The following is a 15,224-nucleotide window of genomic DNA, read 5'->3' as shown; positions in this document are numbered from 1 at the left end:
TTGCGCCGGTTCATTGCATTCACAGCCGTTCGGGCTGAGCTTGTCGAAGCCTCGCGCGGCGCTTGGACAGGCTCAGCGTGAATGGGGTCGGGTAAGTTTGCAGACAAAGTGAAATCACAGCGCCTGGGTGGGCACCGCGTGTCGCAATTCCGTCTGGCGGTTGTTCTCGTCCACGAACACCAGCTGCGGCTGGTGCGTGGCCACCTGGTCCTCGTGCACCTGCGCGAAGGCCGCGACGATGATGAGGTCGCCCACGGATGCGCGGCGCGCGGCAGAGCCGTTGACCGAGATCATCCCGCTGCCGCGCTGGCCCTTGATGGCGTAGGTGACGAAGCGCTCGCCGTTGTTGATGTTCCAGATGTGCACCTGCTCGTTCTCGGCGATGTTGGCCGCCTCCAGCAGGTCTTCGTCGATGGCGCAGGAGCCTTCGTAGTGCAGCTCGCACTGGGTCACGGCCACGCGGTGGATCTTGGATTTGAGCAGGGTGCGGAACATGGGCTTCCTGGTGGGGAGTCTGAAAATCTTGGCGGTGCGGGGCTGCCCGCGTCAGGCTGCGGGCAAGTCCAGCGTGCAGCTGTCGCCCAGCGCATCGCGCCACACGCGCACGCGGCTCACGTTGGCGCGCAGGTCGGCAGGTAGTGCGTGGGCGATGAAGAGGCACAGGTTCTCCAGCGTGGGCGTGCCCAGACCGGGCACGTCGTCGAGCATGTGGTGGTCCAGCTGCTCGCGCACCACGGCCAGGCCCTGGCGCAGCAGGCCCAGGTCCTGCACCATGCCGGTGGCGGGGTCGCGCGGGCCGCTGAGCGAGACCTCGGCGTGGTAGGTATGGCCGTGCACGCGGCGGCTGCCTTCGGCCTCGATCTCGCGGCGCAGGGTGTGGGCGGCGTCGAAGAAAAAGCGCTGGGAGATCGTGAACAACATCAGGTGAACCACATCAGAACGGACGAGAACGCGCTCAGCGGATGCCGGTGAGCTTGTGGGTCTGCAGGCTCAGGCGCCATGCAGGGTTGGCCATGCAGGCGTCGATGCAGGCGGCAGTGTTCTGGCGCTGCAGCAGGCCATCCATGGGCTGTAGAAAGCGGTGGCTGAACTGGGTGTCACGCTCCAGGGCCTGCAGGTCGAACCCGGGTTGGGGCCACACGAGCTTGAGCTCTTGCCCGCTGCGCTGCACGAACGGCGCGCCCGCTTTGGGGCTGATGCACAGCCAGTCGATGCCATGGGGCGCCTTCACCGTGCCGTTGCTCTCCACGGCAATGCGGAACTGCTGCGCATGCAGCGCGTCGATGAGGGCGGCGTCCACCTGCAGCAGGGGCTCACCGCCGGTCAGCACCACCAGGCGGTGGCCCGCGCCCGCAGGCCACTGCGCGGCGATGGTCTCGGCCAGCCGCTCGGCGGTATCGAACTTGCCGCCCAGCGTGCCGTCGGTGCCCACGAAGTCGGTGTCGCAGAACTGGCAGACGGCCTGCGCGCGGTCCTGCTCGCGGCCGGTCCAGAGGTTGCAGCCCGCGAAGCGGCAGAACACGGCGGGCGTGCCGGCCTGGCCGCCTTCGCCCTGCAGGGTGTAGAAGATTTCCTTGACGCTGTAGGTCATGGTTGCAGGCTGGGCTTGCCAGCGGTGCGCCTGGCCACGGGGGGGACCAGGATGGTGGGCGCGGCCGGGGCGGCCAGTTCGGGGTAGTCGCGGCTGAAGTGCAGGCCCCGGCTTTCACGGCGCATCTGCGCGCTCTGCACGATGAGGTCGGCCACCTGCACCAGGTTGCGCAGCTCCAGCAGGTCGCGCGTGACATGAAAGTGCGCGTAGAACTCGTGGATCTCGGCCTGCAGCGTGGCGATGCGGTGCGCCGCGCGCTCCAGGCGCTTGTTGGTGCGCACGATGCCCACGTAGTCCCACATGAAGCGGCGCAGCTCGTCCCAGTTGTGCGAGATGACCACGCACTCGTCGGCATCGGTCACGCGGCTGTCGTCCCAGGCGGGCAGGGCGGGCAGCTCGACTGCGGGCGCGGCGGCAATGGCCTGTGCCGCTGCGCGCGCGAACACCATGCATTCGAGCAGCGAGTTGCTGGCCAGCCGGTTGGCGCCATGCAGGCCGGTGCAGGCCACCTCGCCCACGGCAAAGAGGCCCGGCAGGTCGGTGCGGCCTGCCAGGTCGGTCAGCACGCCGCCGCAGGTGAAGTGCGCGGTCGGCACCACAGGGATGGGCTCCTTGGTGATGTCGATGCCCAGCGACGCGCAATGCGCGAGGATGTTGGGAAAGTGCTCCTGCAGGAAGGCCGGGCTCTGGTGCGAGATGTCGAGGTGCACGCAGTCCAGGCCGTGCTTCTTCATCTCGAAGTCGATGGCGCGGGCGACCACGTCGCGCGGAGCCAGCTCGGCGCGCGGGTCATGGTCCGGCATGAACCGGGTGCCGTCGGGCAGCTTGAGCTGCCCGCCCTCGCCACGCACGGCCTCGCTGATGAGGAAGGACTTCTCGTGCGGGTGGTACAGCCCCGTGGGGTGGAACTGGATGAACTCCATGTTGGCCACGCGGCAGCCCGCGCGCCACGCGGCGGCAATGCCGTCGCCGGTGGCGGTGTCCGGGTTGGTGGTGTACAGGTACACCTTGCCTGCGCCGCCCGTGGCCAGGATGGTCTGGGGCGCGCGGAAGGTCACGACCTCGTCCGTGGCATCGTCCAGCGCATACAGGCCCAGGCACCGGTGGCCGGGCAGGCCCAGCTTGGCCGGAGTGATCAGGTCCACCAGCGTGTGGTGCTCGAACACCGTGATGCCCGGCGTGGCGCGCACCACGTCCATCAGCGTGCGCTGCACGGCCGCGCCGGTGGCGTCGGTCACGTGGGCGATGCGCCGGGCGCTGTGGCCGCCTTCGCGGGTCAGGTGCAGCTGGTCGCCTTCGAGCGTGAAGGGCACGCCCAGCTCGCGCAGCCAGGCGATCGATGCGGGGGCGTTCTCCACCACGAAGCGCGTGGTGGCCAGGTCGCACAGGCCGGCGCCCGCGACCAGCGTGTCTTCGATGTGCGCGGCAAAGCTGTCGTCATCGGCCAGCACGGCGGCAATGCCGCCCTGGGCCCAGCCACTGGATCCATCCTGCAGCGCGCGCTTGGTGATCACCGCGACGCGGTGCGTGGGCGCCAGGTGCAGCGCGGCCGAAAGGCCGGCCAGGCCGCTGCCTACGATGAGGACGTCGAAGTCGTGGGATGCCATGGCGTTGCGATGGGGGGGGGTAAAGAGGGAATGCCACGGCCACCGGCCAGGCGGTGGTGGTGGGGCCTGCGCTACGCCGGGGTGTACGCGAGGCGCACGTAGATGGGTGCGAACGCTTCGGCCTGCGTGATCTCGATCAGCGTCTCCTTGGCCAGCTCCAGCAGCGCGATGAAGGTCACGACCAGCACGGTGCTGCCGTTCTCGGGCTCGAAGAGTTCCTCGAACTCGACGAAGCGGCGGCCCTGCAGGGTCTTGAGCACCATGCTCATGTACTCGCGCACCGACAGCTCCTCGCGCGTGATCTTGTGGTGCTGCACGAGCTTGGCGCGCTTCAGAATGTCGCGCCAGGCGTCCTGCAGCTCCACCACGTGCACGTCCGGAAAGCGCGGCTGCAGGCTTTGTTCGATGTAGACCTGCGCCTTCAGGAAGTCGCGGCCGTACTGCGGCAATTGGCCCAGCCGGGCGGCCGCCATCTTCATCTGCTCGTATTCGAGCAGGCGGCGCACCAGCTCGGCACGTGGATCTTCGGCTTCTTCGCCGCCTTCCTGCTTCTTGGGCGGCAGCAGCATGCGCGACTTGATCTCGATGAGCATCGCGGCCATCAGCAGGTACTCGGCCGCCAGTTCCAGGTTGCGGCTGCGGATCTCGTCCACGTACGCCAGGTACTGCTTGGTCACCCCCACCATGGGGATGTCGAGGATGTTGAAGTTCTGCTTTCTGATCAGGTAGAGCAGCAAGTCCAGCGGGCCTTCGAAGGCCTCGAGGAAGACCTCCAGCGCATCGGGGGGGATGTACAGGTCGGTGGGCAGCGCGAACAGCGGCTCGCCGTACAGGCGCGCCAGGGCGACCTGATCGATCACGTCGGGCATACCGCCCGCGTCACCGGCCGCATCGGCGTCGCGCGATGAAGTCATGAATTGCTATTGAAAATATAGCTACTGGCGCTTGCCTGCCAAGCGCTGGAGGCCATTTTTGTGCCTGAAGGTAGCACCAAAGCCGGTCAGTCCGCGTTGGTCTGGTACACGTAGGGCTTCTGGGCGACCTGGCCTTCGCGGTACTCGCCCCAGATCTTGCGGTCCACCTGCTTGTCCCACAGCAGGGCGCGGCCGGCCTGCTGCTGCGCGTCCAGCGCGGGCTGGCTGGTCTTGAGCTGGTTGATGAACTGGGTGGCGTCGGACTGGTAGTCGGGGCGGCGGAAAATGGACATGGGACTGTTAACCTCTTTCTTGGGCGTGCGTGCACGGTGCCTTGGGCACGCGGCGGTGCATCGCAAGGCCCAGGATTTTACCGGGACCGACCTATGCCTCTGATATATCGCGCTGCCACCGTGGCAGCCGCTGTTTTTTCCCTGCTGGCGCTCGCGGCGTGCGACCCTCAGCGCATCAGCGAACTCAAGGAGGGCGTTTCGACCGAAGCCGACGTGCGCGACCGCTTCGGCGCCCCCGAGAACGTGTGGGACGAGCCCGGCGGCGCCCGCACCTTCGAGTACAACCGCCAGCCTGCGGGCCAGGTCAACTACATGATCACCATCGGTGCCGACGGCCGCATGTCGGCGCTGCGCCAGGTGCTCACGCCCGAAAACTTCGCGCGGGTGCAGCCCGGCCAGCGCATGGACGCAGTGCGCCGCCTGCTGGGCAAACCCGCCAAGGTCACGCCCTACGAGCTCAAGAAGGAAACCCACGTCGACTGGCGCTACCTGGAGGGCTCCAACCAGGCCAAGGTGTTCACCGTGGTCCACGGGCCGGACCACGTGGTGCTGCGCACGCAGACCGGCGCCGACCTGGATGCGCCCGAGTTCAAGGGCGGCAAATGACCCTGGCGGCTGCGCCTGCGCGGCACGGCTGGCATGGATGATGCAGGCCCGGGCTGCGGCCGCACCACGGCCGCCACCCCAGCCACTCTGACCCTGAGCCCTTGTTGTCATGAACGACGTTTCCCCTGAATCCGCTGCAGCGCCCACCGACGCTGCGCACAGCGCCCCGCAGCCCCTGCCATCCCTGCGCCATGGCGCCTTCGAAGACGCCCAGGCGCTGTTCGCCGGCACGCTGTTCGTGGCCATGGCGCTCATGCTGTTCAACCAGGCGGGTTTGCTGGTGGGCGGCACGGCGGGGGCGGCCTTCTTGCTGCACTACGTCACCGGCATTTCGTTCGGCAAGCTGTTCTTCGCGGTCAACCTGCCGTTCTACTGGTTCGCGTGGACGCGCATGGGCCGCGAGTTCACCATCAAGACCTTTGTCTGCGTGGGCCTGCTGTCACTGCTGACCGAGCTGTTCCCGCACGTGATGCACGTTGACTACCTGAACCCGCTGTTCGCATCGCTGCTGGGCGGGCTGCTGCTGGGCACGGGCTGCCTGTTCCTGGCGCGCCATCGCTCCAGCCTGGGCGGCGCCACCGTGGTGTCGCTGTACCTGCAAAGCCGCTACGGCATGCGCGCCGGCAAGGTGCAGATGATGATCGATGGCACGGTGGTGCTGCTGGCGCTCTTCGTGGTGCCGCCCGAGCGCGTGGCGTACTCGGTGCTGGCCGTGCTGGTGATGAGCGGCTTCCTGTGGATCAGCCACCGGCCGGGGCGGTACGTGGGGCATTGAACGACAGCCATGGCGCCGCGCAGGGCGGCTGGTGCCGGCGCACGATGGCCTGTCAACCCTGCTTCAGCAGGGATGTGTTCTCCACCCTCCCACCCTAGAGTGCCCGATACCCCGCGTGCACTCTCTCCCAGCCCAGCGAAGCCGGCCCGGCCTGCGCGCCGGGCGTGGGGACAGCGCGCCCCGTCCCCGTGCCTGGAGAACCACCGATGTACCGAACTCTTTCTGCCCGCAGCGGGGCGCTGCGGGCCCGCCTTGCCAGGGCGGCCACCTTCTTGCTGGCCATGGCAGCGGGCGCGCTGGCGGCCTGCGGGGGCGGTGGTGGGGACGAAGGCCCTGCCGCGCCTCCACCCCCACCCTCCGGGGCGCAGCACCCGGTCGGCGGCACCGTGACGGGGCTTGCCGGCACGCTCGTGCTGGCCAACGGTGCGGGCGCTGCGCTCACAGTGACGGCCAGCGGCAGCTATGCGCTGACCTTGGCGCATGGCGAGGCGTACCAGATCGTTGTGCGCACGCAGCCGCAGGGGCAGACCTGCGTGGTAGAGAACGGCTCGGGTGTGGTGGCAGGGCCGGTCACCAATGTCCTCGTGGCCTGCGGCACCGCCAGCCACGCCATTGGCGGAACGGTCTCCGGCCTGATCGGCGTGGTGACCCTGCGGCTCAACGGCGCGGCGGATCTGCAGGTGCGAGTGAATGGAGGGTTCCGCTTTTCGGCGCCGCTGGCCCATGGCAGCGCGTATGCCGTGACCGTGCGCGAACAGCCCGCCGAGCAGTTGTGCACGGTGGAGGCTGGCACCGGGGTGGCGGTGGCGCCAGTGACCCAGGTGCAGGTGCTGTGCCGAACTGTCTCCGAGCCGCCGGCTCCGCCCCCGGCCCCTCCGGCCGCGCCCGGCGGCCTGAGCATTGCCTACGGGCCGAAGTCGCTGCTCTTCTCCTGGACCCCCGCACCGGGCGCTACCAGCTACACGGTGTACGAGGACCCCGATGGAACGGGCCCGCTGGCGTCCGCCGCCATCGGGTCAGCGGCTTCCCCGGGCCTCACCTATGCCGTGCCGGTGCTGCTGCACCAGCGGCTGAACGCCACCTACGTGGTGCGGGCCTGCAATGCGGGCGGCTGCAGCGCTCCTTCGCCTTTCGTGGCGGCGGACATGGTGCAGGCCATCGGCTACTTCAAGGCGTCGGCCACCACGGCCGAAGCCCGGTTCGGAAACCGCCTGGCTGTCTCCGGCGACGGCCTGACGCTGGCCGTGGGAGCGTATGGCGAAGGGGGCAACACCGGGGCCGTGTACGTGTTCAGGAAGACCGGCGCCCTCTGGGCTCAGCAGGCACGCATCGCGGCGCCCAACGGAGATGCCAACGACTACTTCGGCAACGCCCTGGCCCTGTCGGCCGACGGCAACACGCTGGCCATCGGCGCGGACGGCGAAAGTGGCGACCACAGGGGCACGTTCTCCACGATGCCAGCCACCAACAACCTGGCCAGCAACTCGGGCGCTGTCTACGTGTATTCCCGCGCAGGCGCCGCCTGGTCGCTGCAGGCCTTCGTCAAGGCGAACAATGGGGACGCCGACGATCTGTTCGGGTCTTCCGTCGCGCTCTCCAGCGATGGCAATACCCTGGCCGTGGCCGCCTACTACGAGGATGGCGACTTGACTGGCGCCAAAGGCAACCCAGCGTATTCGGGGTCGGGGGCGGCCTATGTCTTTGTCCGCTCCGGCACCCGTTGGGCGCAGCAGGGCTACCTCAAGGCCTCCAACGCCGGGCTGGGCGACTTCTTCGGGATCTACCTCAGCCTTTCCAGGGCCGGCGACACCCTGGCGGTCGGCGCGTTCTTTGAGCGCAGTGCCTCGGGCAGCGACCCCGCGGACGACACGCTGGCCGACGCCGGTGCCGCCTATGTGTTCCAGCGCAGCGGGGGGGCCTGGTCGCAGCAGGCGTACCTGAAGGCTCCCCAGCCGATGGCGCAGGACCGCTTCGGCGTGGCGGTGCAGCTGTCGGGCGACGGCAACACGCTAGCCGTGGGCATGGACGGGGACAGCGGCAACCACACCGGGGTCTTCGTGGTGCCGCCCGCCAGGAACACGCTGGCGACCAATTCGGGGGCGGTGTTCGTGTTCATCCGCGCCGGGGGCTCCTGGCAGCCCCAGGCCTACCTGAAGGCCTCCAACACCCGCTCACCCCATCGCTTCGGCAACAACCTGGCCATGTCCAGCGACGGCAACACGCTGGTCGTGCCCTCGTACCGGGATGACAGCAATGCGCGGGGCTTCCTGGGCAACCAGGCGGACGCCACCGCTGCCGACGCGGGCGCCGTGCTCGTGTTCCGCCGCAGCGGGGGCACGTGGGTGCAGCAGGCCTACCTCAAGGCCCCCAACACCGGCGCCGGCGACCGTTTCGGCGGCAGGGTGGCCATCTCTGCGGACGGCAACACGCTGGCGGTGGGCGCCTCTACCGAAGACGGTGGCTCCACCGGCGTCGGCGGCAGCCAGAACGACGAGAGCCGCAGCAACGCGGGCGCGGTGTACCTGTATTGAATGGGGCTGGCCGGGAGGCGCTGCGGGCGGGCGCCAGGCCCCCCTGCAGCGCGTGTGATCAGCCTTGCCTCGTTTACCGAACCCGCATGCCCGGCGTGGCGCCAGGCCAGGGGTTGAGCACGTAGATGCCGGGGTTCGCCTTCTCGTCGCCGTGGCTGGCGGCCAGCACCATGCCTTCCGAGACGCCGAACTTCATCTTGCGCGGTGCCAGGTTGGCCACCATCACGGTGTGCTTGCCGATCAGGTCGGCGGGCTGGTAGGCGCTGGCGATGCCGCTGAACACGTTGCGGGTCTTTCCTTCACCCACATCCAGCGTCAGGCGCAGCAGCTTGGTCGATCCCTCCACGGGCTCGCAGTTCACGATCAGCGCGATGCGCAGGTCGATCTTGGTGAAGTCGTCGATGCCGATGGTGGGCGCCAGTTCCTCGCCGCCGGGGGGTGCTACGGTTTCAGTAGCAGCTTGCGCAGGCGCAGCGGGCGTTGGCGCCTCAAAAAGCGCTTCCAATTGCTCGGGCGCCACGCGCTGCATCAGGTGCTGGTACTGGCCGATGCCGTGGCCCGCGCCCAGCAGTTGCGCGGCGTCGGCAAACTGCAGCGGCTGCACGTTCAGGAAGGCTTCCACCTGGGCGGCCACGGCCGGCAGCATGGGCTTCAAGTAGACGGTCAGCAGGCGGAAGGCTTCGATGCAGGTGGTGCACACGTCCTGCAGGCGCGCGTCCATGCCGTCCTTCTTGGCCAGCTCCCAGGGCTTGTTGGCGTCCACATAGCTGTTCACGCGGTCGCACAGCTGCATGATCTCGCGCGCGGCGCGGGCCGTGTCGCGGGCTTCGTAGGCGGCCACCATGCCGTGCTGCGCATCGCGCAGCTGGGCCAGCAGGGCCTGGCCGTCTTCGCTGATCGCGCCCAGCTGGCCGCCAAAGCGCTTGGCGATGAAGCCCGCCGCGCGCGAGGCGATGTTCACGTACTTGCCGATGAGGTCCGAGTTCACGCGGGCCATGAAGTCATCGGGGTTGAAGTCGATGTCTTCATTGCGGCCGTTGAGCTTGGCGCCCAGGTAGTAGCGCAGCCACTCGGGGTTCATCTTGAGCGCCAGGTACTTGAGCGGGTCCAGGCCCGTGCCGCGGCTCTTGCTCATCTTCTCGCCGTTGTTCACGGTCATGAAACCGTGCACGCAGATCTTGGTCGGCGTCTTGCGGCCGCTGAACTTCAGCATGGCGGGCCAGAACAGTGTGTGGAAGGTGATGATGTCCTTACCGATGAAGTGGTACTGCTCGACGGCCGGGTCGGCCACGTAGGCGTCGAAGTCCTCGCCGCGCCGCTCCAGCAGTTCTTTCAGCGACGCCAGGTAGCCCACCGGGGCGTCCAGCCACACGTAGAAGTACTTGCCCGGCGCGTCGGGGATCTCGATGCCGAAGTAGGGCGCGTCGCGCGAGATGTCCCAGTCGTCCAGGCCCTCGCTGGTCGTGCCGTCGGGGTTGGTGCGCACGCCGAACCATTCCTTGATCTTGGCGGCCACCTCGGGCTGCACGTGCACGCCGTCCTGCGTCCAGGTGGTCAGGAACTCCACGGCGCGCGGGTCGGACAGCTTGAAGAAGAAGTGCTCCGACGTCTTGAGCACGGGCTTGGCGCCCGACAGGGCCGAGAACGGGTTGATCAGGTCGGTGGGCGCGTAGACGGAGCTGCACACCTCGCAGTTGTCGCCGTACTGGTCCTTGGCGTGGCAGCGTGGGCATTCGCCCTTGATGAAGCGGTCGGGCAGGAACATGTTCTTCTCCGGGTCGAAGAACTGCTCGATGGTGCGGGTCTCGATGAACCCGGCCTTCTTGAGGTCCAGGTAGATCTGCTTCGATAGCGCGTGGTTGGCGGGGCTGTCGGTGTTGCTCCAGTTGTCGAAGGCGATGTGAAAGCCATCGAGGTACTGCTTGCGGCCGGCGGCGATGTCGGCCACGAACTGCTGGGGCGTCTTGCCGGCTTTTTCGGCCGCGATCATGATAGGGGCGCCGTGGGCGTCGTCCGCACCCACGAAGTTGACCGCGTTGCCCTGCATCCGCTGCGCACGCACCCAGGTGTCGGCCTGGATGTATTCCATGATGTGGCCGATGTGGAAGTTGCCGTTGGCATACGGCAGGGCGGTGGTGGCGAAGATCTTGCGGGCGGATGACGTCATGAAAAGCGGCTTTCTCGGGCGGAACCCGTGATTTTAGGCGCTGCCCGGTGCGTGCTGCGGCGCCTGCCGCCAGTTCCCGGTCGCCAGGGCCCACAATGCCGGGCACTCACAACGACAAGGGCAGGCCATGGCAAAGGGAAAGCTGTTGAAGCGTCTGGGGTGGAGCGTGGGCGCCGTGGCGCTGGCAGCGGCGGCCTATCTGGCATGGTGGCCCGTGCCCATCCGGCCGGTGGCGTGGACGGCCCCGGCCGCGCCGGGCTACCAGGGCGTCCACGCGCCCAACCAGCGCCTGGCGGGGCTGCGGATGATCGACCTCAAGGGCGAAGTCGGCCCCGAGCACATCGCGCTGGGCAAGGACGGCAAGCTCTACACCACGGTACTGAGCGGCAACATCCTGCGCATGAACCCCGACGGATCGGGCCAGGAGGTGTTTGCCAACACCGGCGGGCGGGTGCTGGGTTTTGACTTCGACGCAGCGGGAAACCTGATTGCGGCCGACGCGGTCAAGGGGCTGTTGTCGATCGCGCCCGACGGCAAGGTCACCGTGCTGGCCGACAAGGTCGGCAATGACCCCATCCGCTACGCCGACGGCGTGGTGGTGGCCAAAACCGGAAAGATGTACCTGAGCGACGCCTCCACCCGCTTCGCGCCCAAGGAATGGGGCGGCACCTTCGAGGCCAGCGTGCTCGACATCCTGGAGCAGGCCAGCACCGGCCGCGTGCTCGAATACGACCCCGCCACCCGCAGCACGCGCGTGGTGGCCCGGGGCATCAGCTTTGCCAACGGCGTGGCGCTGAGCCAGGACGAAAAAAGCCTGTTCGTGAACGAGACCGGCAAGTACCGGGTGTGGAAGATCGCGGTGGACGCGAACGAGCTGGACATCAGCGAGGCCGACGTCAAGGTCAAGGCCCCCGTCGGCAGCCAGCCGGCAGCCCAGGCCCGCGTGCTGCTGGACAACCTGCCCGGCTACCCCGACAACCTGATGCGCGGCATGGACGGCCGCATCTGGCTGGGCTTTGCCAAGCCGCGCGGCGCCGCCATCGACAACATGGCCGGCAAGCCCTGGCTGCGCAGCCTGACCCTGCGCCTGCCGCGCGCGCTCTGGCCCATTCCCCAGCCCTACGGCCACGTGATCGCGTTCAACGACGACGGCAAGGTCGTGGCCGACCTGCAGGACCCGTCGGGCGCCTACCCCGAGACCACGGCCATCACCGAGACGGCCGACCGGCTGTATGTGCAAAGCCTGCACGCACACGGGCTGGGCTGGCTGCCCAAGGACGTGCTGCAGCAGAAGTAGCGTGCGACCGCGCCTCGTGCGGGCTCTCGTTCGATCATCCAACACCCCCAACCGTTCGGGCTGAGCCAATCGAAGCCTCGCGCGGCGCTTCGACAAGCCCGGCGTGAACGGTCTTGTCTTTTCTTGAAGGCAGTGGGGTGTCAGGCATGGTGCTTTGTCTGCACTTCGGCGCCGGTGTCCGTCCAGCCGAAGAACCGGCACACCTCGGCGCGCATGGCCAGCGTGTCGGCCCGGCCCAGTGCCATCAGCTCCTGTGTGTAGCTGGCTTCGAAGAGCAGGTAGCTGGCCAGCGCCGCGCCGCGCACGTCGGCCATGTTGGATGTGACACCCAGGGCTGCCAGCATGGTGCGCACCGGGCCGGGCAGGTCGCCCACGTGGCGCGCGGCCACGGCATCGAGCCGCTGCGACGGCGCGATGACCAGCAGCTCGATGGGGCGCAAGGCGCTTTTCGTGCGCACTTCCTCGGGGATGAGCGACAGCGTCTGGTTGACGCGCTGCACGCGCTCCACGTCCACGGCCAGCGCATCGAGGAAGATGTTGGACAGCGCATGCCCCGCGATCTGCGCGAGCGAGGGGTAGTTGGCCGTGGGGTTGGCGGCGGTATCGCCCTTGGGCTCGTGCATGCGGCCCGCGCCGATCACCAGGATGCGCTCGGCCCCCAGGTGGATGGCCGGCGCGATCGGTGCCGACTGCCGCATGGAGCCGTCGCCGAAGTACTCGGTGTGGTCGTCGATGGTGATTCCCTTGGCCGGAAAGATGAACGGGATGGCCGAGGACGCGAGCAGGTGCTCGTGCGTGATGCGGTCGCGCGCCGCCTTGCGCTGCGAGCGCACCCACGGTTGCACTGGCGCGTTGGACTCGAAGAAGGTCACGTGCTCGCCCGAGCTGTAGCTCGATGCCGTCACCGCCAGCGCCGTGAGGTGGCCCTTGCGGATGAGCCGGGGCAGGCGCACCAGCGGCACCATCTTGACCAGCAGTTTTTCCAGCGGCGAGTTGTCCAGCAGCGAGCGCGGCCGCATGCGCCGCCAGCGCGCCAGCGCCCAGCCCATGGACAGCAGCGTGAGCCAGCGCGCCCCGCTGCGCATCACCGACAGCGAATCTGCGCCGTACACCTGGCCCGCGTGGAACTGGCGCCACACCCGGGCGATGCGGCGCACGGCCCGGTCGAAATGGTCAGCCCCGCAGGCCAGTGCGGCGGCGTTGATGGCGCCGGCCGAAGTGCCGGTGATGATGGGAAAGGGGTTGGGCTCGTCGCCCGCGCCGCAGGCGTTGCGCAGGTCCGCGATGGCTTCGAGCACACCCACCTGGTAGGCAGCGCGGGCGCCGCCGCCGGTCAGCAGCAGGCCGGTGGGGCGCACGGGCGGGTGGGAGGCGGGTGAGGGGCTTTCGGGCGCTGTAGGGGGATGGGTCGGCGGCATCGTCAATGGGGCAGGGTGGTGCGCCAAGTGTGGGGTGCCCGATCAGCCGCTTCATCTGGGTAAACCCGCATGGAGGGCGCCTGGGGCCACGGCACCACACGCGGGCAGAGGCGGCGTGCGCGCGGGGGTCAGCGCTGCTTGAGCAGCAGCACCGCCACGGCGTCGCCCTGCAGCACCACGATGCCATGGTCGCGCGCGAAGATGCGGGCGTTGTCGCTCAGTTGCCCATGCGTGGCCACGTAGACGCCGCCTTGCGACTCCCAGGCCTGCATGGCGGTGTGCAGCTCGCGCAGCGGCTCCACGCCGTGGGTGGCGGCCTTCCAGCGGCGGGCGCAGACCAGGGTGGTCCGCCCGCCCTGGGCCAGGCTGAGGTCGGCGGCGCCATTGCCGGGCAGGCGCTCCACCGCGTAGCCCTCGCGCGTCCAGGCGGCCGCCAGGGTGTCGGCAAAGGTGCGCCACGGCATGGTGGCCACGGCGTCGAGCATTTCGGCGACCCGGGCCGGGTTGGGCGCGCGCAACTGCTTCCAGGCAGCGATGCAGCCCACCACGAAGATGGGGAAGCCGGCCAGCGCGCCGACAACGAAGTATTCCTTGGGCAGCAGGGCGCCGGCTGCCAGCACGATGAGGCCGACCACCAGGAAGCTGACCCACCAGGGCGAGCGCAGCAGCATGGCAAACAGGGACTTTTCGGCCATCTTGAATTTCACGGGGAAACCTTCTCTCTCTTCTCGGTGGGTTCGGTGCGCCGGGGCGCGGCAGGCGCGCATTGTCCTTCAGCCGCAGGGGCCGGCCCCTTCGGAATAGACTACCCGCCCACAGGAGTTAATTGAATGGCAGTCACCGAACAGGGCCTCATGGCCGCTCTTTCCAGCGTTCTGGACCCCCACACGGGCAAGGACTTCGTCAGCACCCGCGCCGTGCGCAACGTGCAGATCACCGGTGGCGACGTCGCTTTCGACGTGGAGCTGGGCTACCCCGCCAAGAGCCTGGTGCCGGAGCTGCGCCGCAGCCTGGTGGCCGCCGCCAAGGGCGTGGCCGGTGTCGACAACGTCTCGGTCAACATCACCACCAAGGTCATCGCCCATGCCGTGCAGCGCGGCGTGCAGCTCCTGCCCCAGGTCAAGAACATCATCGCGGTGGCTTCGGGCAAGGGCGGCGTGGGCAAGAGCACCACGGCCGCCAACCTGGCCCTGGCGCTGGCCGCCGAGGGCGCGAGCGTGGGCGTGCTCGATGCCGACATCTACGGCCCCAGCCAGCCCATGATGCTGGGCATCAACCGCCGCCCCGAAAGCGAGGACGGCAAGACCATGGAGCCGCTGGAGAACTACGGCGTGCAGGTCATGTCCATCGGCTTCCTGGTGGACCAGGACGACGCCATGATCTGGCGCGGCCCCATGGCCACGCAGGCACTGGAGCAGCTGCTGCGCCAGACCAACTGGAAAGACCTCGACTACCTCATCATCGACATGCCGCCCGGCACCGGCGACATCCAGCTCACGCTGTCGCAGCGCGTGCCCATGACGGGTGCGGTGATCGTCACCACGCCGCAGGACATCGCCCTGCTCGACGCCAAGAAGGGCATCAAGATGTTCGAGAAGGTGGGCGTGCCCATCCTGGGCATCGTCGAGAACATGGCCGCCCACGTGTGCAGCCACTGCGGCCATGTGGAGCACATCTTCGGCGCCGACGGCGGCAAGAAGATGGCGGCCGAGTACGGCATGGATTACCTGGGCGCGCTGCCGCTGGACATGAGCATCCGCCTGCAGGCAGACAGCGGCAAGCCCACGGTGGTGGCCGACCCCGACGGAGACGTGGCCCAGATCTACAAGAAGGTGGCCCGCGACGTGGCGGTGAAGATCGCCCAGCAAGCCAAGGACTTCTCGAACAAGTTCCCGACGATCTCGGTCAGCAAGAACACCTGACGGATTTTGCTATTAATATGGTAGCTGCTGGCGCTTGCCGGTGAAGCGCTGGAGGCCAAAAAGGGCGGAATGATCCATGAGCAGGACCTTGGTGCAAGCGGTG

The 15,224-nt window shown here is 68.3% G+C and carries 14 protein-coding genes; 5 read left to right on the top strand and 9 right to left on the bottom strand.

The annotated features are described in order from the left end of the window. Window positions 1-114: 114 nt before the first annotated feature. The 6 genes from panD to KW835_RS00335 form a co-directional block, all read right to left on the bottom strand. A complete protein-coding gene (gene panD / locus KW835_RS00360; RefSeq protein ID WP_218380308.1) occupies window positions 115-495 on the bottom strand; it encodes an aspartate 1-decarboxylase in 381 nt (126 codons plus the stop codon). A gap of 51 nt (window positions 496-546) precedes the next feature. Then, window positions 547-921: a 6-carboxytetrahydropterin synthase gene (locus KW835_RS00355; protein WP_218380307.1), complete on the bottom strand. Its 375-nt coding sequence runs from the start codon at window positions 919-921 to the stop codon at window positions 547-549. 34 nt (window positions 922-955) lie between these two features. After that, window positions 956-1,591: a 7-carboxy-7-deazaguanine synthase gene (queE, locus tag KW835_RS00350; RefSeq protein ID WP_218380306.1), complete on the bottom strand. Its 636-nt coding sequence runs from the start codon at window positions 1,589-1,591 to the stop codon at window positions 956-958. Continuing rightward, the gene (gene nadB / locus KW835_RS00345; protein WP_218380305.1) at window positions 1,588-3,198 is read right to left on the bottom strand and encodes an L-aspartate oxidase; all 1,611 of its coding nucleotides are present in this window, start codon (window positions 3,196-3,198) and stop codon (window positions 1,588-1,590) included. The genes queE and nadB overlap by 4 nt, the downstream gene beginning before the upstream one ends. 71 nt (window positions 3,199-3,269) lie before the next feature. Continuing rightward, the gene (locus KW835_RS00340; protein WP_218380304.1) at window positions 3,270-4,112 is read right to left on the bottom strand and encodes a ScpA family protein; all 843 of its coding nucleotides are present in this window, start codon (window positions 4,110-4,112) and stop codon (window positions 3,270-3,272) included. A gap of 86 nt (window positions 4,113-4,198) precedes the next feature. Then, window positions 4,199-4,405, bottom strand: coding sequence for a DUF3460 family protein (locus KW835_RS00335; protein WP_218380303.1), 207 nt, complete (start codon window positions 4,403-4,405; stop codon window positions 4,199-4,201). A gap of 93 nt (window positions 4,406-4,498) precedes the next feature. On the opposite strand from KW835_RS00335, the gene KW835_RS00330 reads away from it, so the two are divergent. From KW835_RS00330 to KW835_RS00320, 3 genes are all read left to right on the top strand, one after another. Then, entirely contained in the window at window positions 4,499-5,011 is a 513-nt protein-coding gene (locus KW835_RS00330) for an outer membrane protein assembly factor BamE (protein ID WP_218380302.1), read from the top strand. Window positions 5,012-5,120: 109 nt separating this feature from the next. Continuing rightward, window positions 5,121-5,786, top strand: a complete 666-nt coding sequence (locus KW835_RS00325) for a YitT family protein (RefSeq protein ID WP_218380301.1) — start codon at window positions 5,121-5,123, stop codon at window positions 5,784-5,786. A 206-nt stretch (window positions 5,787-5,992) separates the two neighbouring features. Then, complete coding sequence (locus tag KW835_RS00320; protein ID WP_218380300.1) at window positions 5,993-8,317, top strand: FG-GAP repeat protein; 2,325 nt, start codon at window positions 5,993-5,995, stop codon at window positions 8,315-8,317. A 73-nt stretch (window positions 8,318-8,390) separates the two neighbouring features. Here KW835_RS00320 and metG read toward each other — a convergent pair whose 3' ends face one another. Further along, entirely contained in the window at window positions 8,391-10,484 is a 2,094-nt protein-coding gene (metG, locus tag KW835_RS00315; protein ID WP_218380299.1) for a methionine--tRNA ligase, read from the bottom strand. A gap of 127 nt (window positions 10,485-10,611) precedes the next feature. Here metG and KW835_RS00310 point away from each other — a divergent pair, with 127 nt between their 5' ends. Further along, window positions 10,612-11,781, top strand: coding sequence for an SMP-30/gluconolactonase/LRE family protein (locus KW835_RS00310; protein WP_255593160.1), 1,170 nt, complete (start codon window positions 10,612-10,614; stop codon window positions 11,779-11,781). A gap of 140 nt (window positions 11,782-11,921) precedes the next feature. On the opposite strand, the gene KW835_RS00305 is transcribed toward KW835_RS00310, so the two are convergent. Together KW835_RS00305 and KW835_RS00300 are read right to left on the bottom strand one after the other, a co-directional pair. Beyond that, window positions 11,922-13,199, bottom strand: a complete 1,278-nt coding sequence (locus KW835_RS00305; protein ID WP_255593159.1) for a patatin-like phospholipase family protein — start codon at window positions 13,197-13,199, stop codon at window positions 11,922-11,924. Window positions 13,200-13,327: 128 nt separating this feature from the next. Further along, window positions 13,328-13,894 carry a restriction endonuclease gene (locus KW835_RS00300; RefSeq protein WP_218381008.1) on the bottom strand — a complete coding sequence of 189 codons (567 nt, stop codon included), beginning with the start codon at window positions 13,892-13,894 and terminating at the stop codon, window positions 13,328-13,330. A gap of 135 nt (window positions 13,895-14,029) precedes the next feature. On the opposite strand from KW835_RS00300, the gene apbC reads away from it, so the two are divergent. Further along, complete coding sequence (gene apbC / locus KW835_RS00295) at window positions 14,030-15,121, top strand: iron-sulfur cluster carrier protein ApbC (protein WP_218380298.1); 1,092 nt, start codon at window positions 14,030-14,032, stop codon at window positions 15,119-15,121. The last annotated feature ends 103 nt before the right edge of the window (window positions 15,122-15,224 follow it).

The sequence above is a fragment of the Acidovorax sp. sic0104 genome, from assembly GCF_019219095.1.
Lineage (GTDB): Bacteria > Pseudomonadota > Gammaproteobacteria > Burkholderiales > Burkholderiaceae_C > Acidovorax.
Note: the sequence above shows the minus strand (reverse complement) of the source record. Positions and strands in the feature narration are given on the sequence as shown.